Origin of the sequence: Pseudoalteromonas sp. NCIMB 1079, assembly GCF_040567695.1 — a bacterium.
GTDB classification, from domain to species: Bacteria; Pseudomonadota; Gammaproteobacteria; order Enterobacterales; family Alteromonadaceae; genus Pseudoalteromonas; species Pseudoalteromonas distincta.
On sequence record NZ_JBEWZA010000001.1, the window covers coordinates 2,680,222 to 2,701,751 of the forward strand.

Annotated in this window: 18 protein-coding genes and 4 tRNA genes; 13 read left to right on the forward strand and 9 right to left on the reverse strand. The window is 39.8% G+C overall.

Going from position 1 to position 21,530, the window contains the following annotated elements:
• Positions 1-248: 248 nt before the first annotated feature.
• The 3 genes from ABX891_RS12380 to queE all read right to left on the reverse strand — a co-directional run bounded on the left by ABX891_RS12380 (position 249) and on the right by queE (position 3,746).
• Positions 249-1,829 carry an SNIPE associated domain-containing protein gene (locus ABX891_RS12380; RefSeq protein WP_354629638.1) on the reverse strand — a complete coding sequence of 527 codons (1,581 nt, stop codon included), beginning with the start codon at positions 1,827-1,829 and terminating at the stop codon, positions 249-251.
• Positions 1,830-2,082: 253 nt separating this feature from the next.
• Positions 2,083-2,826 carry a class I SAM-dependent DNA methyltransferase gene (locus ABX891_RS12385; RefSeq protein ID WP_024604945.1) on the reverse strand — a complete coding sequence of 248 codons (744 nt, stop codon included), beginning with the start codon at positions 2,824-2,826 and terminating at the stop codon, positions 2,083-2,085.
• Between the two features lie 254 nt (positions 2,827-3,080).
• Positions 3,081-3,746 (reverse strand): 7-carboxy-7-deazaguanine synthase QueE, encoded by a 666-nt coding sequence (gene queE / locus ABX891_RS12390; protein ID WP_354630138.1) that lies wholly within the window; start codon positions 3,744-3,746, stop codon positions 3,081-3,083.
• A 145-nt stretch (positions 3,747-3,891) separates the two neighbouring features.
• Here queE and queC point away from each other — a divergent pair, with 145 nt between their 5' ends.
• Entirely contained in the window at positions 3,892-4,548 is a 657-nt protein-coding gene (gene queC / locus ABX891_RS12395; protein WP_002960416.1) for a 7-cyano-7-deazaguanine synthase QueC, read from the forward strand.
• 93 nt (positions 4,549-4,641) lie between these two features.
• Here queC and ABX891_RS12400 read toward each other — a convergent pair whose 3' ends face one another.
• Positions 4,642-5,091, reverse strand: a complete 450-nt coding sequence (locus tag ABX891_RS12400) for a methyltransferase family protein (protein WP_007378935.1) — start codon at positions 5,089-5,091, stop codon at positions 4,642-4,644.
• A 469-nt stretch (positions 5,092-5,560) separates the two neighbouring features.
• Here ABX891_RS12400 and ABX891_RS12405 point away from each other — a divergent pair, with 469 nt between their 5' ends.
• Positions 5,561-5,803 (forward strand): hypothetical protein, encoded by a 243-nt coding sequence (locus tag ABX891_RS12405; RefSeq protein ID WP_010553668.1) that lies wholly within the window; start codon positions 5,561-5,563, stop codon positions 5,801-5,803.
• 4 nt (positions 5,804-5,807) lie between these two features.
• Here ABX891_RS12405 and ABX891_RS12410 read toward each other — a convergent pair whose 3' ends face one another.
• From ABX891_RS12410 to ABX891_RS12430, 5 genes are all read right to left on the reverse strand, one after another.
• Complete coding sequence (locus ABX891_RS12410; protein ID WP_354629639.1) at positions 5,808-6,830, reverse strand: hypothetical protein; 1,023 nt, start codon at positions 6,828-6,830, stop codon at positions 5,808-5,810.
• A 101-nt stretch (positions 6,831-6,931) separates the two neighbouring features.
• Positions 6,932-7,612 (reverse strand): tRNA (adenine(22)-N(1))-methyltransferase, encoded by a 681-nt coding sequence (locus ABX891_RS12415; RefSeq protein ID WP_354629640.1) that lies wholly within the window; start codon positions 7,610-7,612, stop codon positions 6,932-6,934.
• Complete coding sequence (locus tag ABX891_RS12420; protein ID WP_354629641.1) at positions 7,613-8,551, reverse strand: class I SAM-dependent methyltransferase; 939 nt, start codon at positions 8,549-8,551, stop codon at positions 7,613-7,615.
• A gap of 2 nt (positions 8,552-8,553) precedes the next feature.
• Entirely contained in the window at positions 8,554-10,548 is a 1,995-nt protein-coding gene (gene uvrB, locus ABX891_RS12425; RefSeq protein WP_354629642.1) for an excinuclease ABC subunit UvrB, read from the reverse strand.
• Positions 10,545-11,924, reverse strand: coding sequence for an MATE family efflux transporter (locus tag ABX891_RS12430; protein WP_138489356.1), 1,380 nt, complete (start codon positions 11,922-11,924; stop codon positions 10,545-10,547). The genes uvrB and ABX891_RS12430 overlap by 4 nt, the downstream gene beginning before the upstream one ends.
• Positions 11,925-12,976: 1,052 nt before the next feature.
• On the opposite strand from ABX891_RS12430, the gene ABX891_RS12435 reads away from it, so the two are divergent.
• The 11 genes from ABX891_RS12435 (at position 12,977) to ABX891_RS12485 (ending at position 21,493) form a co-directional block, all read left to right on the forward strand.
• Positions 12,977-13,053, forward strand: a tRNA-Asn gene (locus tag ABX891_RS12435).
• Between the two features lie 21 nt (positions 13,054-13,074).
• A tRNA-Asn gene (locus tag ABX891_RS12440) sits at positions 13,075-13,151 on the forward strand.
• A 21-nt stretch (positions 13,152-13,172) separates the two neighbouring features.
• Positions 13,173-13,249: transfer RNA gene (locus ABX891_RS12445), tRNA-Asn, on the forward strand.
• Between the two features lie 29 nt (positions 13,250-13,278).
• Positions 13,279-13,355, forward strand: a tRNA-Asn gene (locus tag ABX891_RS12450).
• Between the two features lie 148 nt (positions 13,356-13,503).
• Positions 13,504-15,447, forward strand: a complete 1,944-nt coding sequence (locus ABX891_RS12455; protein ID WP_039487283.1) for an EAL domain-containing protein — start codon at positions 13,504-13,506, stop codon at positions 15,445-15,447.
• Between the two features lie 208 nt (positions 15,448-15,655).
• The gene (gene rsxA, locus ABX891_RS12460) at positions 15,656-16,237 is read left to right on the forward strand and encodes an electron transport complex subunit RsxA (protein ID WP_008134172.1); all 582 of its coding nucleotides are present in this window, start codon (positions 15,656-15,658) and stop codon (positions 16,235-16,237) included.
• Position 16,238: 1 nt separating this feature from the next.
• Positions 16,239-16,793 (forward strand): electron transport complex subunit RsxB, encoded by a 555-nt coding sequence (rsxB, locus tag ABX891_RS12465; protein ID WP_154903411.1) that lies wholly within the window; start codon positions 16,239-16,241, stop codon positions 16,791-16,793.
• 8 nt (positions 16,794-16,801) lie between these two features.
• Entirely contained in the window at positions 16,802-19,105 is a 2,304-nt protein-coding gene (rsxC, locus tag ABX891_RS12470; RefSeq protein WP_354629643.1) for an electron transport complex subunit RsxC, read from the forward strand.
• Positions 19,102-20,160 (forward strand): electron transport complex subunit RsxD, encoded by a 1,059-nt coding sequence (rsxD, locus tag ABX891_RS12475; RefSeq protein WP_165744042.1) that lies wholly within the window; start codon positions 19,102-19,104, stop codon positions 20,158-20,160. Before rsxC ends, rsxD begins: the two co-directional genes overlap by 4 nt.
• Complete coding sequence (rsxG, locus tag ABX891_RS12480) at positions 20,157-20,798, forward strand: electron transport complex subunit RsxG (protein WP_354629644.1); 642 nt, start codon at positions 20,157-20,159, stop codon at positions 20,796-20,798. The genes rsxD and rsxG overlap by 4 nt, the downstream gene beginning before the upstream one ends.
• The gene (locus ABX891_RS12485) at positions 20,795-21,493 is read left to right on the forward strand and encodes an electron transport complex subunit E (protein ID WP_341604021.1); all 699 of its coding nucleotides are present in this window, start codon (positions 20,795-20,797) and stop codon (positions 21,491-21,493) included. Before rsxG ends, ABX891_RS12485 begins: the two co-directional genes overlap by 4 nt.
• Positions 21,494-21,530 lie beyond the last annotated feature (37 nt).

Below are 21,530 nucleotides of genomic sequence, written 5' to 3' on the forward strand. Positions count from 1 at the left end.
TAATTTTTCAGAGCCAAGTATGCAATTTTACTCAAACCCGTTTTATATCGGTAGTTTCGTTTTTGCTATTGCGCTTATAATCTCTGTAATTAATTACGCCTGCCCTGCCTGTAAGAAAAACCAAGTAATGCGCTCTATTTCTAGTTATAAGCTTCCCACTAACAATTGTTATAATTGCGGGAAAGAAATTGATGAGAAAAACTAATTCACCTACTCTGTATTAATACATGAAACTAAATAAGAAATAGTTAAGCAACCGCATTACATTGTAAGTTTTTCTCTATTGCTAAACTCTCACGGTACTCAGAAGCTTCAGCTTTTAAAGTCCAATGAACGTCTTTAACCCCATTGCCCTCTACAGCTTTCTTAACTTCTGATATTGTAGTTTTGAAAAATTCTTTCCTTGAATTTATCTTATTCACTGAGTAAATATCAAAACGGCGATGGAGTTCTTTTTCTAAAGATGGCGCATCTTCACTAAATATCATCGCATGAACATCAAAGGAAAAAGGAACAGAAGCATCGCCCAGTTCTTTGACACGATCCATAGGCTCAAGTCTTCGGGTCATACCAATTTTGAATACCTCTTCACCAAAACTGCCTACATTGCTTATTACGTATACATGCCCTCTTCGGGTTTGCTGTGCCATCGACATAGCTCTTTGACCTTTATCTTCCGCTTCTTTTAATTGTTTCTCTAGATCAAGTAATTTCGCTTCATAATCGGCCCGCTGCTCATCATTTGCAGTAGAAAGTTCTTCTCGTGCTTTTTTCAAAGCTTTCTGAAGTAAGCGTTCTTCTTTTTCGGCTTCTCTCTTTGCTTTCTCAATATCTCTTAGAGCCTTTTCTTCTTCCCTAATTTGAGCTTTAATTTCTGCTTGCTCTTCACGTTCGATTTTTTTTAATTCACTTGTAGCTACAGCCCACTTTAGTTCGATTAAACGTGCATTAAGGTATTTTTCATTAATTCTAGCTTTTCTAAAAGGAACGCCATTGTGGTTAACTAATGCGAACGCATCTAGTATTTCTTGGTTTATTTTCCCAAAATTATCATGTTTTACTTTAGATAAAGCACTATCTACTTTACCGTTAAATGCATCTACTACAAAATGGATTGCATATGTTTTTCTATGTTGTTCAACATAGTCACAATCTCCAGCAAATCCTTCTTTTATCATTTGTCTAATATTTTGTCGTATTGACTTTAGCTCTGCTCCAGCTTCTTTATGACCAAAATCCTCAGCTAAATCATCTAAAACTGAGTGATTAGGAATGATATAGTCGTCCTTATAGCCTTCGATGGTATTTCGCATTGCTTTTATTGCTTGCTCGTAGGTATTAGCTTTTTCTTTCGCTTCATAAGCATCACCCGCAATCTCTTTAGCCCTTTGCTCTGCGAATAAAGTAATACGGTCAGCTTCTTGATTAGCATCCAACCTAATTTTTTCTGCTTTTTCCTTCGCTTCTCTAAGTCTTAAGCTCCCCTCTAACCTTTGTTCCTTTAATGACTCACTTAAAGTAATAGATTCATTTTTAACTTCATTAGCTAAATTTTCAGCAGTTTGCTTTATAGCATTTGCTTTTAGTTCCGCTTCATCTAATAAAGTTTGAGAGTAAGCTTCAGCTTGAATGATTGGGCTATATTTCTCAGTTAGTTCTTTATTTTTCAATGATTGCTTTTTAGCTTCTTCTCGCGCTAAAGCTAAAGAATCAGTTAATGCCTTAATATTTTTTTTAAACTGTATTTTTAAATTTTTTGTATGGTTGTACCAACCAAGACAAATCAATATGGTAATTATTAGTAGAAGAATTGATGCAGAGAGTTCCATTTTAAATTCCTTTTATCATTATTTAATCCACTATTTGAAAGTAGCATATATTTTAGAGTCGATAAAACTGAAATTAATATACAGAATTTTACGCGCCGAAACTCAAATAGGTTACTGTGTCTGATGTCGATCCGCTTATCCGACCTACGCTTTCAAATATATAATGCGGAGTTATTGGGCCGTGGTATTGGAGGTTCGTTGGGTTTCGCTGCGCTCTACCCAAACTTTTATCTCTTCTTGATGAATGTTCGCCTTAAATTTTTACGCAGACGAAAATGGCGTTGCCTGAGCGCTCTGCCCATGGGGTTATTTTGTCGTAGTCATGTTCAAATATGTGGATTTCGAAGTACGGCTTTAGGGCTTCTTTCAGCTCGGTATAACTAAAAGCGACCATTGGGTGCTCGTCGTGCCATACGAGTGTTTTATCTGCGGTGGTTTTTTCGATGCTGAGTTTTAATAACTGTTTACTGCCGCTGCCACTATAGTGCCAGCCAGAGCGAAATGTGAAGAAGCTATTTTCGCTTGTTGCTGTGTGCTCTACAAATGAATCGCTGTCGATTTTGTTTTTATCAACCGTGTTAAAACAAAATATTCCACCTACGTTTAATGCGCTGTGTACGCTGGCAAGGCATTCTTTTAGCTTATTAATGCCGTCGCAGTAATGGATTGAATACAAAAAGCAGGTAATTAAATCCAAGTGCTCGGTTACCTTAAATTCACTCATGTTTTGCAACGAAAATTGCGCTTCTGGGCAACGCGTTTTTGCTTTATCTAGCATTGGCTGGTTTAAATCAAGCCCACTACTTTTATAACCGTTATCAATAAAGTGGCGCACATGCGGGCCGGTGCCACACGCTAAATCGAGATGGGTGTTTGCGCCATTACCAAAAATTTGGTGCAGCCTGTGAATAGAATTGCTTTGGGCTTGATAATTAATATCTGCACACATTAAGTCGTAGTAATCAGAAAGGTCGGTGTAAAGCGCATTTGCGGACATATAAGCCTAGTGGTAAGTAGTAGAATATTTTTAAGTCGCGCATAGTAAACTAGTTATGGCTATTAGCGAAGAAGATATGAGCTTTAAAGTCGATGTAATTAAGAATTGTCGTATGGCGCTTCGGTTATCCGAGCTAAGTACACGACCTACGTATTTAAATACTATAAACGTTATTAGAAAATGGTGTGGAAGTGGAGGTTTGTTGGGTTTAGCTTCGCTCTACCCAACATACGTAATATAACTTTAAGCTGGCTTTAACTAATTCCTAAATACTTATGTACTTGTATTGATAGGCGCCAGTTTTTGGCAATACAGGTGTCGATTGCTAATTTTGTTGCTGATACTTTTTGGCTAATTGGCTGCAAATAAACAAGCTTAGGATTAACGCCTGTTTTAGCAAATAATTCTTCTAACTCTTCTACATGCTTTTGCATGGCAACGGGATGTTTAATTTCGTTGGCACGCTTCATAGCGCTGGTAAGTACTTCATAACCACCGCGCATATTGATTTTTGGCGATACCGTTACCCATGTTTGCTCTGGGGCGAGTATTTCAAACGTGCCGCTGGTTTCTATTTGTGTGCTAAAACCGTGTTCGTGTAATAAGTTACATACTGGATTTAAATCAAACATGCATGGCTCGCCGCCGGTAATTACTACATGCTTTGCGGTGTAACCACGTGATTTAAACAAAGCTAAAATTTGCTCTGCACTGGCGTTAGCCCAATGATCTGAGTCGGCTTTTTTTTCTACGGTTTCATCCAGCGATACTTTATATACATTATCAACATCCCACGTTTGCTTGGTGTCGCACCAAGAGCAACCTACTGGGCAGCCTTGCAGACGTAAAAATATTGAGGGTGTGCCAGTAAAGCTAGCTTCACCTTGAATGGTTTCAAACACTTCATTAATTTTGTACAAAAGAGATCTCACTTACTACCTAGCAGCCAAATTGCTACTATTAAAAAACCAAAAAGCGCTGTGCAAAAATTGTTATTTAAGCTGCGGCCGTGTAGTATATCGCGCCCTGGTATAAACCTCTATTAAAACTAAGAGCAAAACAGATATGACGCAAAAAGTAGTTGTTATTTATTCCGGCGGTATGGACTCATTTACCGTATTAAATAAAGCCCTGCAACAAGGCCATGATGTATATGCCCTTTCATTTGACTATGGTCAGCGTCATGTAAAAGAGCTTAAAGTAGCGGCAAGTGTGTGTGAAAAATTAAACGTTCCACATAAAATTGTTGATATTTCGGCGATTAACCAACTTATTGGTGGCTCATCACTTACTGATGATATTGATGTGCCTGAAGGCCATTACGAAGAAGAAAGCATGAAAAGTACGATTGTACCTAATCGTAATATGATTTTGCTCTCGCTTGCTGTTGGCTACGCGGTATCACTTAAAGCTAGCCAAGTTTATTACGGCGCTCACTCTGGGGATCATGCTATTTACCCTGATTGCCGTCCTGAATTTGTGCAAAAAATGGATGATGTGTGTCGTATTGCGAACTACGACGCGGTAGAAATTTTTAGCCCGTATTTAAATAATACTAAAATTGGTATTTTAACCGACGGTATTGAAATGGGTTTAGATTACAGCCAAACGTGGACCTGTTATAACGGCCGTGAAAAGGCCTGTGGTAAATGTGGCGCCTGCCAAGAACGCCTTGAAGCATTTGCACTAAATAACATTACAGACCCGTTAGAATACGAATAAGCCGCAATTAATTAGTAATACAATTGCTGCAAACAAAAAAGGCTATCATCGATAGCCTTTTTTGTTTGTCAGGTTTTAAGTCAATGGTATTGATTACAGCCAGCGTTTTACGCGCGCTTTATAGGCGGTAAACTCTTCACCAAATAATTTAGTGAGCGCACGCTCCTCGGGTATTATTTGAAAAAACGTTAAATACGCAATAAACCCGATAATACATAAAAGCGCCCACAAGGAACTTAACCAAACACCCCACCCTGCTAAAATAAATGCAAAACCCACGTACATTGGGTTACGCGAAATTTTATAAATGCCGCTCGTAATAAGTTTTGACGCTTGCTCAGGTTTATTTGGGTTTACTGTGGTGTTTGCTATTTTAAAGCTCGCCACCCCTGCAATACAAAAAACACACCCAATAATGACCAAACTTGCTGCTAAGTAGGTAATAAAGGCGGTGAAATCAATAACACTGTAATGCGCAATAAGCGCCATTATGCCTGCAAAAAACAGCACAACGATAACCGGTGGAATTTTATTATTTAACATGGCAACTCACTGTATTGACTAAATTATGTTTATTATGTGGTGATTAGGGCGTGTTGTTCTTTGGTGATTGAATTTGCAGCAGTATGTTTGGTTATTAGGCAAGGCAGAGCCTATGTAGTGTGGCTATCCCCCATAAATAGGCGATAACGCAGTATAAAGACCAAACATGCGCTGCCCTTTGGGTTCTTTCTAGGGACAATTAACTCTTTGTTGCTCGGTTTTTACTTAGCCCACTAGGTTACAAACCTCGCGCCGCGATTTAATCGCCCCTAGATTGAACAAATTTCAATCCACAAAGATTAACACGCCCTAGCCATTAAACAATATCTGAAGTGTATAAATGATGAACACGCTCAAAGTTGAATTAAATAAAGTATACAAATTAAGTTACAATTGTCAGCTTTATCAAAAGCGCTTAAAGGTTATACTTTAACCATAAACGAATAATAAAATGATAAGGAATGAGGTTATGTCTGGAACTACGATGATTGTACTTATTGTGCTAATTTCGGTTGGCTCAGGAGTAGTTTACGATATGTATAAAAAGCATCTTGAGTTTAAGCATAAAATGCAAAACAACAACAGCGATGCCCATAAACAATTAGCTGAAACAAACGCACAAGTGCTTGCATTAAAAGAGCGTGTACAAACACTTGAGGCTATTGTTACTGATTCAAGCTTTAACGTTAAAGATGAAATTAATAAGCTTTAAGTTGTTATAGGTAATTTGGATATAAATGTGCATTTTCTGGCTGCTCAATGCCGTGAGCAGCTAAAAACCCACCAATAGCTTGCCCGCAGCCCTGTGGTGCTCGCCCACTGTCTATCTCAAAGTTTAACTGATTAGCATGTTGCTTACCCATAGAGCAAAGCCCTACGGTGCTTGGCGAGCGCATGGCGATACTTAGGTTACCTATTTGTTCAACCACTACGTGCTTACTAAAACGGGCAAAACCTTTGTATTTAAACTGCTCGTTTACGTAGTCGTTACTTGTAGCCACCAATGCCGCAATTAAGCCGTGTAAAAAACTATTAGCGGATGAGTCTGCTGTTAAAAACGCAATCGTTTTTTTATTAAACTCACTAAGCTGGCAATCCTCACACAACAGCTCAACAGTATATAAATGTTGCTCGGCTACTTGCTGCTGACTTTTAAGCTCAATACTTTTTCCTGCAAATACAATACGTTTAAGCACTTCATCAACGTTACTTGTAACCGTTTCGCTTTTAACAAGTTCAGGGTTTTGCGCCATTACAGGTAAATCGTGATGGTTATTAAATGGCGTGCTTGTTGCGCCGCTTTGCATTAACTGAAAAAGTTCTCTTACTTCATGTTCTCGCGCTACTTTTAACGCTAAAAATGCGGTTTGAATAAGTTCTGAAGTAGGTAAGTTTTCCTCTACAATCCAGCGTCTGCCAAATAATAGTTTTTTAGCTTTGGCTTCATTAGTAGATGCGCTTTTTTGGTAGTTATCGGGGCTCAGCACTGCTACTTGCAGGTAAATTTCTTCACCTTTTTGTGCAGCGAGCACTCTAAAGTGAGCCGAAAACTCAATACTCTCAAGAATTTCGTTTACGCTTTGAAGCGTGTGCTTGTAACGTAAAAAATGCTGTGGCACCACCCAGCTAGTATTAGCTAATTGCACAAGGGGTGCATAAGAAATAGGTTGCTCGTAACTGTGTTGCCATTTTTGCTCATTGCTAAGCAAATGATTAATGTGACTCTTGTTATCTGACATAAATAAACCAAATAAACTCGCGTTGTGCGATATAAACTATGAACACATTACGTCGTCAATGTCGTAATTAGATCACATGTACGCCCTACTTTTGGGCTTTTTTAACTATCGGTGAGTTCTTGATAGTCTGTTATAACTTTTTGATAGTATGGCTTATCTTTATTGAGCATTTTATTATAATGATTTATGAGTTGTCGTTGGTACATAGCGTGCTCTGTACTAGCAAAGTCCCACATTTTGTTGCCTGTATGGCTAATCTCATTATTGATATTAAAGCTCACTTCAATCACTTCATAAAAACGTTTGTTGTCGTAAACTATTTGTTCACTTATAAGCCCTAAACCGAGTTGTTTTAAACCCACTCGCAACTTATAAGTGTGATGCACTGGGCATAAAATAAACCGAACATTATTTAAACGTTCCACTGCGTTATTAGCAATAATTTGTTGTACTAAACTTAACAACAGCTCACCACCAACACCCGCTATTACAACTACTTGGCTTTTACTTTGAGCTATTTCAATTTTGCCTACATCCTGACATAAGACCTGCCACTGCGGATTTTTATCACAGGTTTTTTGTAATTTATTAATAGATGATAATTGCGCTTCTAAGTCGTTCATTAAAGTGGCGACTATATCTACAAAAATAACCTGGTTTGCAGCTGCGCGTTTTAATAGCGCCATGCCTAAATAACCATGGTCGCAGCAACAATCCCAAATAATATCGTGATCCTGCGAAATTAATTTATCAATGGCAGTTAGGCGTTTACTGAGCTTCATTTAAGCAGGTGTTTGTGACGTTTTATAGACAAGCGCTTTTAAACTTTTGTCGTTGTCTACTTCAATAAAACGCTCGGTGGGGGCTAGGCGCTCAACAAATTCAATTGCGCCTTGGGTGTGCTCGTTTATTAATGCTTTAAACGCCTCTTCGCTAAGCTCTGGACTATTAGCGCACAATAATAATTTTGTGCTATCGCAAAGTAGCTCTGGCAACCTGCGCAGCACTTTTTGATAATCTTTAGTTAATATAAAACTGCCTTTTTGAAAGCTTGGCGGATCAACTATTATTAAATCAAACGGGGCTGCTTTTTTTAGTTTTCCAAACGATTTTAAAATATCGTGAGGTAAAAAACTGACGCCGCGCTCAAAACCGTTTAGTTGATGGTTTTGCTTACCGATTTTAAGTACCCCTTTGCTCATATCCATATTCATCACATGATCTGCCCCGCCTTGCATTGCAGCAAGCGAAAACCCACATGTATACGAAAACAAATTAAGCACTTTGCCATGCTTGCTATTAGCCATTACAAATTCACGGCCGCTGCGCATATCGGGAAATATTCCGGTATTTTGACGGCTCTGTAAATCAACCAAAAAACGAATGCCGTTTTCAGTTACAACATGTGGGTTAGGTAATTGCCCATAAACCACGGTGTTTTGGCTTTGTACGCCAGCACGTTGCTGGTACACAAGTGACGTAATAAGCTCAGGCTGATTTTGTTGCGCCCACTGCCACACAGCATTGGTGAGCTCGCTTAGTGTTTGCTCGTCAATTTCGTCGTACGAAACCAAAAATAAACTTGGCGGGTAAAAGTCTAAATTAATATGGCTTAATGCTTCGACGCTGTGGCCTCGGCCATGAAAAACACGACACAGTTCATTTTTTAAAATTGGCGCGTCTTCAAGCGCAGTAATAAGAGGTGTAAAGTTTGCTGTCATTTTTAATTAATCAACTGTTGTTGTAGTTCATGTATTTCATCGCGAACAGAGCCCGCCTTTTCAAATTCTAGGTCGCTTGCGTATGCATGCATTTTGGTTTCAAGCTGCTTAATTTGCACGGCAATTTCTTTCGCACTAAGAACCTTTTTAGACTCTTTACGAATAAGTTTAAGGTTGTCTTTAGGGGATGCTTCTTCGCCTACATCCATTACATCAAGTATTTTTTTAGCCAGAGCATGAGGCTCTATGCCGTGCTCAACGTTATATGCATGCTGAATTTCGCGCCTGCGTGCTGTTTCGTCCATGGCTTTTGCCATTGATTTTGTAACTCTGTCGCCATATAAAATAGCGCGGCCATCTAAGTGACGAGCAGCACGGCCAATAGTTTGTATCAGCGAGCGAGCCGAGCGTAAAAAACCCTCTTTGTCAGCATCAAGTATGGCAACAAGTGCCACCTCTGGCATATCAAGGCCTTCTCGCAGTAAGTTAATGCCCACTAACACATCAAACACGCCAGCTCGTAAGTCACGAATTATTTCTACGCGCTCAACGGTATCAATGTCTGAATGTAAGTAACGTACTTTTACATTATGCTCGCTTAGGTAGTCTGTTAAATCCTCAGACATACGTTTAGTAAGTGTAGTTACCAGTACGCGTTCGCCCTTCTCCACACTTTTGTATATTTCTGAGAGTAAATCATCAACCTGATCGCCCACAGGGCGTACTTCTATAAGTGGGTCGAGCAGCCCTGTTGGGCGAATTACTTGCTCTGCTATTTCACCCGCGCAGCGCTCTAACTCAAAGTCGCCAGGCGTTGCTGATACATAAATAGTTTGTGGTGCTATGGCTTCAAATTCTTCAAAACGCAGTGGCCTATTATCCATTGCTGAGGGCATTCTAAAACCATACTCAACAAGGTTTTCTTTACGGCTTCTGTCGCCTTTATACATTGCGCCAATTTGCGATACGGTTACATGCGATTCATCAATAATCATTAATGCGTCATCAGGTAGGTAATCAAGCAATGTTGGCGGCGGATCGCCTGGCGTACGCCCCGATAAATAGCGGCTGTAGTTTTCTATACCCGAGCAATAACCAAGCTCGGTCATCATTTCTATATCGTATTGCGTTCGCTGTGCTACACGTTGCTCTTCTACTAATTTGTTTGCACTGAGTAACTGGGCGCGTCGCTCTTTTAGTTCTTCTTTTATTTTTTCGATAGCGCCAAGTATTTTTTCACGCGGGGTAACATAGTGCGTTTTAGGATAAATAGTAGCGCGCACTATGTGCTTTTCAATAGCACCGGTAAGCGGGTCAAAAATACTTAAGCGTTCTATTTCATCATCAAACATTTCTACACGTACAGCAAAAGTGTCTGACTCAGCTGGGAATATATCAACTACTTCGCCACGTACGCGGTATGTACCTCGGCTAAAATCTATATCATTGCGGGTATATTGTATTTCAGCAAGGCGGCGTAGCATATCGCGTTGATCGACTTTTTCGCCCACTTTTAAAAGCAGCATCATTTTCATGTACGATTTAGGGTCACCCAAACCATAAATAGCCGATACCGATGCCACAATAATGGTGTCGCGACGCTCAAGCAATGCTTTGGTCGCACTTAAACGCATTTGCTCTATGTGCTCATTTATCGAAGCATCTTTTTCAATAAATGTGTCGCTAGATACAACATAGGCTTCTGGCTGGTAGTAATCGTAATACGATACAAAGTATTCAACCGCGTTTTTAGGAAAAAACTCTTTCATCTCGCCGTATAGCTGCGCAGCCAATGTTTTATTGTGCGCCATTATTATTGTTGGACGGTTTAAATCGCTAATAATATTGGCCATGGTGAAGGTTTTACCGGTACCGGTGGCACCTAATAACGTTTGGTGTGCAAGCCCCGCTTCTAAACCTTCGCATAGCTGTTTAATGGCGGTAGGCTGATCGCCTGCTGGTTTGAAATGTGATTTTAACTGAAAATGGTCGCTCAATTATTGCACTCCTGTAACGATTCGCCGCTCAGCGCTTCTAGTTTTTTCATAAACCATTTATATGCCACTATTGCTGTAAATAAATTACCTATGGCAGCGCCTATAAATAACCCTAATAATCCGGCTATTTCGTTGCCGATATAAGCAAATGGTACATAAAATATGAATAAACGAATAACGCTCAGTACCAATGCGTTCATTGGTTTGTGTAAAGCATTAAACGATGAGTTTGATAATATGATCACCCCTTGTAAGCCATAGCTTAGTGGGATGGTATAAATAAAGAGCTTAATTACATCTATTACGGCTTGTTCTTTACCAAATAATTGGCTTATAACACCTGAAAATGCAATTAGTAATACGTAAATGGCAAATTGCCATACCATCACAAATTTTAGTGTGCCGGTATACGCTTCTTTAACACGGCATAATTTGCCAGCCCCAAAGTTTTGACTCACAAATGGCGGTAATGTCATCGATAGCGCAAGCACTAAAATACTTGCAATAGATTCTATCCGGCTTCCTACTCCAAATGCGGCCACGGCTTCTGGCCCATGATGCGCTACTAAGGCGGTCATTACCGCCATTGCAACGGGTGTAAGCATATTTGCACCTGCAGCAGGTAAACCAATTTTTAATATTTTACGAATAGCGCCAGTTACAGTTTGCTTGCCCGCTTTGAGACTCAACAAACGTTTTTTAACCGCTAATATATATAAAATAATAACCACAGCGACCGACCATGCAACAACACTTGCTATGGCAGCGCCTTGAATTCCTAACGCGGGTACCGGCCCAAAGCCAAATATAAGTATTGGGTCAAGTACGGCGTTTATCAGCCCTGCTCCGCCCATTACTATACTTGGCGTTTTGGTATCACCGCTGGCACGCAGTACCGAATTACCAATCATTGGGGTTATTAAAAATACGCTACCGATAAACCATACATTCATGTATTCGTGTATTAACGGCAATACTTGCGCGCCCGCTCCTAGCAAAGTAAATATGGGGTCAATCAGTAAATATCCAACAGATGACAACACAATAACCAGAACCACACCAACCATTAAAGAAATACTGGCATCAAAACGTGCTTCATCAATTTTATTACTGCCGAGCGCTTTCGCTATTACTGCTGATGTACCGATCCCCAGCCCTATTGCTAAGCTGATAACGGTAAAAGTAACCGGAAATGTAAAGCTCACGGCAGCTAGTGGTTCGGTGCCAAGTAAGCTTATAAAAAAGGTGTCTACAATATTGAACATCATTAGTGTGATCATGCCGAATATCATCGGTATGGTCATCGTCTTTAATGTAGGCAAGATAGGATCGTTTAGTAAATCTGGGCGAGTCTGAGATTTTGAAATTGCGCGCATGAAATAAATAGGCCTCTTTTTACTGAACGAATCATTTTAAAGCATCAAGGCAGTTCAAGCCACGGATTTATCACTACAATTGATGTAATTACGGAAGTAAATATTCTAAAAAATAGTAAAACTTGATTTTTACATCTTTTTGTTAAAATAGAGCCTAAACACGCCAAAAAACAATTAAAACACATTTTTATAACTTTTATTACAAACACCCTGTGTTATCTGATGCTTTTTTACACAAAGCAACTACTTGGTTTATCGTTACGAAAAAATTCATTCATGGAGTTACATCTATTAGCCACCAAAACATAACCTACTGTTTTACAATGAATAAAAAATAGTGATTTAAAAGCTTGAAATCGTTGTAGCACCCTAAAACATTGGTGCCGATGATGTTCTTAAAGTTTCATAAACAGAGTTATCCACAGAAACCGTGGATAACTCATTCAAAGCCGCATTTATAAAGGCCTTGAGAGACTCGCAATTTTCGCTGAGGTCCAGCAAATTGTTGATTTGCTAATTGTGGCATTTATATAAACTCACACTGAAAAAGCAAGCTTGCCAATTTTTCTTCTTAACATAGTTATACGTTAGTAAATAAAAAACGTTTAATACAAAGTTAAGTTATTGATTGTTCTATTTTTTAGCGAAGATAATAAATACTCAATTTATAGATCAAAATTGGATCACTATTAAGAGGGAAAATACTTTTATGACTATTCGTGTAGGTATATTTTTAGAAAATTAAAATAAAAAAGTAAATAAATACGAAGAATACCCGAAAGTAAAAAATGAAATTTTATGTTTTTGAGTTGTTTTTTAATTACAAGTGGCTTTAATGGCGTGTTTAATTTAACCAATTTAAAGACTCAACAATAATAAAACTCGCATTAGTATTCTTAAATTCTTAAAAAAACAGCTTTAATAGAGCTATAAATCACGCAGATCGAACACAAAAACAACGAATAAACCTCTTTTTTCAATTTATGACTTTTATATGTTGACACTTTGCGGCTCCATCATTAATATTTCGCCCCGTTGAAAGGCAAGACGCTTCCCCCTTAGCTCAGTTGGTTAGAGCGACGGACTGTTAATCCGCAGGTCCCCCGTTCGAGTCGGGGAGGGGGAGCCAAGTTTTTCAACCATAAACGATTCCCCCTTAGCTCAGTTGGTTAGAGCGACGGACTGTTAATCCGCAGGTCCCCCGTTCGAGTCGGGGAGGGGGAGCCAAGTTTATGTTTATGATGTAGTTCCCCCTTAGCTCAGTTGGTTAGAGCGACGGACTGTTAATCCGCAGGTCCCCCGTTCGAGTCGGGGAGGGGGAGCCAAATCATCATAATAATATCAGTACTTTAGTTCCCCCTTAGCTCAGTTGGTTAGAGCGACGGACTGTTAATCCGCAGGTCCCCCGTTCGAGTCGGGGAGGGGGAGCCAATTCTAAGAATTTCATAGACATTCAAAGCTATTTCCACTACTCTTCCTTATATAACTAAAGCATTAGTTTAATTCTTTAATGCGCTGTACTTAGTTTATTAATCAAGGACTTGATTCCTTACCTTTTGATCATTAAAAGACTGAAAACATGGCTGGATTTAAAAAACTTATTTTTATACAAATTATCTCTTGGTTATTGTGTGTTGCAGCAGGAAGCTACTTCATATCTATAAGCTTTGATACTGCGGTAAGTGATGCACAAAAAAATGCACAAACAACTGTTACTAAGTATATTAATGACCTTTCTTTAGACGATATTTCTGCTCAAAATTTAAAACAATCAATTGCAGATGGTAATACGTTTTCAAGCTTTACTCTAAGAGATTACCAAGGTGCTGAAGTATTTAGCATTAACCCCCCTACTCAATTACCAATGTTTGCTGATTTTGTACTCTCTAACTTTAACTCTGTACGCCCACAGTTTGCTGTAAACGATGCCGCAGATATAAAAGTTGAATTTGTACTTAACATTGAGCATTTAGCGTCGCAGCTACAAACTTCCCTTTTTATTGTTATTTTGATTTCTGCTATTTTAGTTATTATTCCAATAATTCTAATGAAATCTATTTTTTATCATTTAAATAAAAATATAAGTACAACAGTTGCTGACATTATCGATATTTATATCAATCAAAACCAACTTGATAATGATTTAGAAACAGCATTAGATGGCACTCGATTGAAAAAAATGGGAAAAGATTTAGTACCTAGTTTTAATCGGTTATCACATTTTTTAAAAAACAAAAACGAAGACATACAAAGCGCTGCTATGACTATCAAGCATGAAGCGTACAAAGATGTAATTACCTCGCTTGGTAATCGTAATATGTTTGTTGAGTACTACGAAAAAAATATTGAAAACACTGAGCAAAGTACATTTGGCTCTTTAGCTATGGTTCGTTGTAGCGAACTACAAGCTATAAACCAAAGCCGTGGTTATCAAAAAGGTGACGAGTACGTTAAAGGCGTTGCTGATATTATTAAGCACATAAGCGGCACTTACACGGGTAGCCAAGTATTTAGATTAAACAGCTCTGATTTTGCGGTAGTACTCCCCCACATTCCTTTAAAAGAAGCTGAGCGCTTTGGTGAAAACCTGCAATCGCGCTTCACGCAGTACCAACAAAACCAAGAGTTAAGCTCGGTAGCTAATACGGGTATTGTGGGTTACGAAAAAGGTAAACCGTTAGGCGAACTGCTTTCTGTTGTTGATAACGCGATGAGCATGGCGCAGTCAAAGCAAGTTAATGCATGGCACGTACAACGCGAAACCGATTTAGTTAATAACGTAAGTGCGGGGTTTGGTAATCAAAACTGGCGTAAGGTTATTAAGGAAGTTATTGAATCTAAGCGTGTGCATTTAGTGATGCAAAACATTATGCCGCTTGGTAAAAGCATAAAAGCCTACGCTGAAGTACAAGTTCGATTTAAAACAGAAGACAATCAAGTACTGCCTACCGCTTCTTTTTTAGCAATGGCCGAAAAGCTTGATATGGCAATAGAAATTGATCGCTTAATCATCGACTCTTCTCTTGAAAAGGTTAAAAGCCGTAATTTATCTGAAAAGTTTTTTGGTTTAAACGTAACAGCCTCAAGTGCACACAACGATCAGTTTGTAATTTGGCTAGAGCGCCGATTATTGAAAGATACGCATATTGCATCTAAACTAGTATTTGAGGTAAGCGAGTTTGGTTTACAGCAAAACATCAAAGCTAGTAAACGCTTTATCGACATGGTTCACCGTGTTGGCGCACGCGTTACAGTTGAACGTTTTGGTGTTGGCTTAACTTCATTTAAGTTTTTCCGCGATTTAAAACCTGACTTTATTAAAATGGATGCAAGTTACACTCGCGGCCTCGAAGACGATAAAAACAATCAGTACTTTATGCGCTTAATGGTTGATTTAGCCCACCGTATTGGTGTTAGCGTATTTGCTGAAGGCGTTGAGAGCCAAGAAGAAAAGCACATTATAGAAACTTTGTGTTTAGATGGTGTGCAAGGTTATTACATAGAAAAACCTAAAGACATCTAATCAGGTTTTCAATTAATACAAAAAAGAGCATTCGTTGCTCTTTTTTTGTTTCTACTATTTTATCCTTACATCAAGATCACATTAATTTTACAGCCTTGTGATCAATATGTTTGTCCTGACGTTTATTTAACTGATAACAGCTCGCAAATGTTGTTTATCGAGGCAGAAAAAAGGATAATACGCAGGACTTTAATAGCGTGAGGCACACATGACAGAATATGTCTTGTTATTGATTGGAACCGTTCTGGTCAATAACTTTGTATTAGTACAATTTTTAGGCTTATGTCCGTTTATGGGCGTATCAGGTAAGCTTGATACAGCGATTGGTATGTCTTTGGCAACCACGTTTGTGCTTACGCTTGCCTCTGTAACTAGCTATTTAGTTAATCAATATATTTTAATCCCTCTGGATATCGAATTTTTGCGTACCATGAGCTTTATTTTAGTGATTGCTGTTGTAGTGCAATTTACCGAAATGGTTGTGCGTAAAACCAGCCCTACTCTATATCGTTTATTAGGCATATTTTTACCGCTGATCACCACTAACTGTGCGGTATTAGGTGTTGCTTTATTAAATATCAAAGAAGATCATTCGTTTTTACAATCTGCGGTATATGGTTTTGGTGCTGCTGTTGGTTTTTCTTTAGTGCTTGTATTGTTTGCAGCACTACGAGAGCGTTTAGCAGCTGCTGACGTTCCTACGCCTTTTAAAGGCGCCTCTATTGCAATGATCACTGCAGGCTTAATGTCGATGGCGTTTATGGGTTTTACTGGATTAGTGAAGTTTTAATATGACCTTGTTTTATGCCTTGATAGCGATTGGTTCGCTAGCACTCATTTTTGGACTTATTTTAGGGTTTGCAGCAATTCGCTTTCGCGTTGAAGGTAACCCTATTGTTGAGCAAATTGATACTATTTTACCGCAAACTCAATGCGGACAATGTGGCTACCCGGGTTGTCGCCCTTACGCCGAAGCCATAGCTAATGGCGATGAAATAAATAAATGCCCACCAGGCGGCGAATCTACCATGAAAAAGCTTGCCGGCTTAATGGGGGTTGATGAAAAACCACTTGCCGGTGGCGAGCAAGCAGAACCTGTAAAAACAGTGGCTTATATTCGCGAAGATGAATGTATTGGCTGTACCAAATGTATTCAAGCCTGCCCAGTTGACGCTATTTTAGGCGCAACTCGTCAAATGCATACCGTGTTAATTGATGAATGTACTGGCTGTGATTTATGTGTTGAGCCTTGCCCTGTAGATTGCATTGATATGCTGCCTGTAGCCGAAACTAAACAAAACTGGAAATGGCAGCTAGACGCTATTCCTGTTACACAAATAGATTAGAGGTTTGAGTGGACAAGTTACTTGAACAAATAAAAAAAGGCACCGTGTGGGCATTTCCTGGCGGCATACACCCACCACAACAAAAATCACTCTCTAATAGTGCGAGTATCACTCGCCTACCTTTGCCCGACAAACTCATTGTTGCGCTTAAGCAGCACATAGGCGCAAATGGTAAGTTACTTGTAGAAAAAGGCCAACACGTATTAAAAGGCCAACCACTAACAGAGCCTGCTGCTAACTGGTCGGTACCTGTGCATGCGCCAAGCTCTGGTGTGGTTACTGATATTGCACCTATGCCATCAGCACATCCATCGGCCCTGCCTGAACTAAGTGTTATTATTGAACCAGACGGCAAAGACGAATGGGTAGCTCTAAATAAAAATAAAAATCCTGCTGAGCTTAGTCATGACGAGCTTATAAATATTATTCATCAAGCCGGTATTAGCGGTATGGGTGGTGCTGGTTTTCCTACATATGTAAAAGCAGATACCAAGCAACCTATCGAATTTTTGATTGTAAATGCAGTTGAGTGCGAACCTTATATTACTGCCGATGACGTTTTAATGCGCGAACACGCTAAAGAAGTTATCCAAGGCATTGAAATAATGCAGCAACTTTTAAACCCAACACTGTGCATTGTGGGTATAGAAGATAACAAGCCTGAAGCTATTGCAGCAATGAAGCAAGCAGCTGAGCATAACTCAAAAATTATTATTCAAACGGTGCCAACTATTTATCCATCGGGTGGTGAAAAGCAATTAATTAAATTACTTACTAACCGTGAAGTTCCTAGCATTGGTATTCCTGCCGATATTGGTATTTTAGTGCATAACACCGGGACTTTGTTTGCCGTACAACAGGCCGTTTATGAAGGCAAACCGCTAATTGAGCGCATAGTTACAGTAACAGGTAATACTATTCATAAGCCTGGAAATGTATGGACACTACTTGGTACTGAAATAAAGCATTTACTTGATTGCCAAGGTTTCTCGCCTGTACCGCAGCAAAGTGTTGTGATGGGCGGCCCAATGATGGGCTTTACGCTACCCACCGTACGTATTGGCATAGTTAAAACAACTAACTGTATTTTAGCGCCTGATCATAAAGAGCTAGCGGAGCCCGGCCCTGAAAAAGCTTGTATACGTTGTAGCGCCTGTGCCGATGCCTGCCCTGCTTCTTTATTACCACAACAATTGCAGTGGTTTGCTAAATCAAAAGAGTACGACAAACTACAAGAACACAATTTATTTGACTGTATTGAATGTGGTGCCTGTGCCTATGTGTGCCCAAGCGAAATCCCTCTTGTACAGTACTACCGTATAGCCAAAGTTGAAATTAAAGAACAACAAGCTGAAAAAATTAAAGCCGACAGAGCAAAAGAGCGTTTTGACGCCCGAAAAGAACGTTTAGAGCGTGAGCAAGAAGAACGCCAAAACCGCCATAAACGTAAACCTGCGGCTAAATCTGCTGACGAAAAACAAAAAGTAGCTGAGGCACTAGCCCGTGTTAAAAATAAATCAGATAACGGCGATGAAAAATCAGCTGTTGCTGCCGCTATTGCACGCGCTAAAGCTAAAAAGCAACAAGGCGAAGAACTAGAGCCAGATAACAGCGAAGTAGCAAAAGAACGCGCACTACGTAAAGAACAAGCGCGTAAATATAAAGAGCAAAAATCTCAAACAGATGAATCGGCCGAGACTGCACCCGTTGATGATAAAAAATCAGCAGTTGCTGCAGCCATTGCTCGCGCTAAAGCCAAAAAGGCAGCACAAGCAAATGAAGAGCCACAAAACGATGCCCCTGCTGATGATAAAAAGTCAGCGGTAGCTGCTGCCATTGCTCGTGCTAAAGCCAAAAAGGCAGCACAAGCATTAGATAACGCTGAACAATCAACAAATGAAGCACCACAAAGCGATGCCCCTGTTGATGATAAAAAAGCAGCGGTAGCGGCGGCCATAGCTCGTGCTAAAGCTAAAAAAGCAGCTAAAGCATTAGAAGAAGCCGAGCAAACCACAAGTGAAGAACCACAAACTGATGCCCCTGTTGATGACAAAAAAGCAGCGGTAGCGGCGGCTATTGCCCGCGCTAAAGCTAAAAAAGCAGCTAAAGCACTAGAAGATACCGAGCAAACTCAGCTACAAGTTGATAGCGCAGCACCTAAGAGTGCAGAAAGTAACACCGATGACTCATCAGATCTTATTAACGCAGATAAACCTAAATCAGCCGACGATAAGAAAAAAGCCGCCGTAGCTGCTGCAATTGCGAGAGCAAAAGCTAAAAAGTTACAAAAAGAAGGAAATAATCAGTCATGAAACTAACCATGGCCAGTTCACCGCATAATCACAGCCACAAATCGTTAACGCGATTAATGCTTAGCGTTATTGCTGCGTGTATTCCTGGGCTAATTGCTCAAGTTTTCTTTTTTGGTACAGGTGTGCTTATTCAACTAGTACTAGCGCTTGTTGCTGTAAGCATATTTGAAGCTGCAATAATGCTAATACGAAAGCGCCCTGTTTGGCCTGCATTAAGTGATGGCAGTGCGTGGCTTACTGCCGTGTTATTGGCATTGAGTATTCCACCACTTGCCCCTTGGTGGATAATCGTGATTGGCTGTTTATTTTCTATTGTTATAGTTAAACAGCTTTATGGCGGCCTCGGGTTTAACTTATTCAATCCAGCAATGGCGGCTTATGTACTGCTGTTAGTTTCTTTTCCGGTGCAAATGACCGCATGGTTGCCTGTTAGCGATTTAATAAATACGCCAATAGGCTTTGCTGATCAGCTAAGGCTAATATTTACCGATTTTACGGCCTCTGGGTTTAGTCTAGATCAAGTACGTGCAGGGGTTGATGGCCTAACAATGGCAACACCGCTGGATACTGTTAAGACAGACATAGCACACGGTTTAACCGTTACCGAAAGCATGCAAAAGCCAATATTTAACGAATGGGCTGGCCTTGGTTGGGCCTGGGTTAACTTAGGCTTTTTAGCCGGTGGTTTATACTTATTAAAAGCAAAAATAATTAACTGGCATATTCCTGTCAGTTTTATCGCAACTTTAGCTGTATGTAGTGCTATTGGTTATATCGCATCACCAGGTACAGAGCCGGGCACCCTATTTCACTTATTAAGTGGTGCCACTATGATGGGAGCCTTTTTTATAGCAACCGATCCGGTATCTGCAGCAACAACTAACAAAGGGCGCTTAATTTATGGCGCACTAATTGGCTTACTAATTTATTTAATTCGTACCTTTGGTGGTTTTCCTGATGCCATCGCATTTAGCGTATTACTGATTAATATTGCAGTGCCACTAATAGACTACTACACACAGCCACGTACTTATGGCCATGGAGCAGTAAAATGATCATTTCGTCAATGGCTAAAAATGGTGCTATTTTAACTGCGTTTGCATTAGCAACAACTGGCTTAGTTGCCTCTATCAACGCGCTTACTGCCGATAAAATTGCAGAGCAAGAACAACTGCAACTTACTGCGCAACTACAAGAAGTGCTCGACCCAAAATCGTACGACAATCAATTATCACAAGATTGCGTAGTTATTACTGACGAAAAACTAGGCCCATACGCAAATCAAGTAATTTACCGTGCTCGTAAAAACAATAAACCAGTCGCTGTTGTTATTAGGCATATTACGCCAAACGGCTACAGTGGCGATATTAACTTATTAACAGCGGTATTAAGCGATGGCACTATTGCTGGCGTTCGTACGACTAAACACGAAGAAACTCCTGGTTTAGGCGACAAAGTAGAAGTTAAAAAATCACTTTGGATCACAATATTTAAAAGCTTAACGGTTGAAGGCGAAGAAGACGCTCGCTGGGCTGTAAAAAAAGATGGCGGCCAGTTTGATCAATTTACAGGCGCAACCATAACGCCACGTGCTGTTGTGGGCTCTGTTAAAAATGCCGTATTGTTCGCACAAACTAATTTTGATGATATTTTTGCAGCACCTAATGCCGAATGTATGGAGGTAGCTAAATGAGTGAGTTAAAAACATTATACAAAGAAGGTGTATGGGTAAATAACCCTGCCCTTGTACAGCTTTTAGGTTTATGTCCACTGCTTGCCGTTACCTCAACTGTAACAAATGCATTAGGTTTAGGCTTAGCAACTTTACTCGTACTAATAGGCTCAAATGTTACCGTATCAATTGTGCGTAACTGGGTGCCAAAAGATATTCGTATACCTGTATTTGTAATGATCATCGCGGGCTTTGTAACAATAGTTCAATTACTTATGAATGCTTACACCTTTGGTTTATATCAATCATTGGGAATTTTTATTCCGTTGATTGTAACTAACTGCGCCATTATTGGCCGCGCCGAAGCATACGCCTCTAAAAATCCTGTTCATTTATCAGCATTTGACGGCTTAATGATGGGCTTAGGCTTTATGATTGTGCTCGTTGTTTTAGGCGCAATGCGTGAATTAATTGGCCAAGGTACGCTGTTTGACGGAGCCGACTTATTACTTGGCCCATGGGCACAGAGCATGCGCATAGAAGTATTTAATTTTGATAACCAATTTTTACTGGCAATTTTACCACCAGGTGCCTTTTTAGGGCTTGGGCTACTTATTGCTGCAAAAAACGTAATTGACGCACAAATAAAATCAAAACAAGTTGCACCGCCAGAGGCTGAAAAAGGACCTCGAGCACGTGTTACTAGCTTAACTTAAGGGGAGAACGTATTAGAGCGACAATTAGCACTAATAC

Coding starts and splice junctions, on each gene's coding strand:
- ABX891_RS12380 (WP_354629638.1), bottom strand. CDS start 1,829: ATGGAACTCTCTGCATCAATTCTTCTACTAATAATTACCATATTGATT.
- ABX891_RS12385 (WP_024604945.1), bottom strand. CDS start 2,826: ATGTCCGCAAATGCGCTTTACACCGACCTTTCTGATTACTACGACTTA.
- queC (WP_002960416.1), top strand. CDS start 3,892: ATGACGCAAAAAGTAGTTGTTATTTATTCCGGCGGTATGGACTCATTT.
- ABX891_RS12400 (WP_007378935.1), bottom strand. CDS start 5,091: ATGTTAAATAATAAAATTCCACCGGTTATCGTTGTGCTGTTTTTTGCA.
- ABX891_RS12405 (WP_010553668.1), top strand. CDS start 5,561: ATGTCTGGAACTACGATGATTGTACTTATTGTGCTAATTTCGGTTGGC.
- ABX891_RS12410 (WP_354629639.1), bottom strand. CDS start 6,830: ATGTCAGATAACAAGAGTCACATTAATCATTTGCTTAGCAATGAGCAA.
- ABX891_RS12415 (WP_354629640.1), bottom strand. CDS start 7,612: ATGAAGCTCAGTAAACGCCTAACTGCCATTGATAAATTAATTTCGCAG.
- ABX891_RS12420 (WP_354629641.1), bottom strand. CDS start 8,551: ATGACAGCAAACTTTACACCTCTTATTACTGCGCTTGAAGACGCGCCA.
- ABX891_RS12430 (WP_138489356.1), bottom strand. CDS start 11,924: ATGCGCGCAATTTCAAAATCTCAGACTCGCCCAGATTTACTAAACGAT.
- ABX891_RS12455 (WP_039487283.1), top strand. CDS start 13,504: ATGGCTGGATTTAAAAAACTTATTTTTATACAAATTATCTCTTGGTTA.
- rsxA (WP_008134172.1), top strand. CDS start 15,656: ATGACAGAATATGTCTTGTTATTGATTGGAACCGTTCTGGTCAATAAC.
- rsxB (WP_154903411.1), top strand. CDS start 16,239: ATGACCTTGTTTTATGCCTTGATAGCGATTGGTTCGCTAGCACTCATT.
- rsxD (WP_165744042.1), top strand. CDS start 19,102: ATGAAACTAACCATGGCCAGTTCACCGCATAATCACAGCCACAAATCG.
- rsxG (WP_354629644.1), top strand. CDS start 20,157: ATGATCATTTCGTCAATGGCTAAAAATGGTGCTATTTTAACTGCGTTT.
- ABX891_RS12485 (WP_341604021.1), top strand. CDS start 20,795: ATGAGTGAGTTAAAAACATTATACAAAGAAGGTGTATGGGTAAATAAC.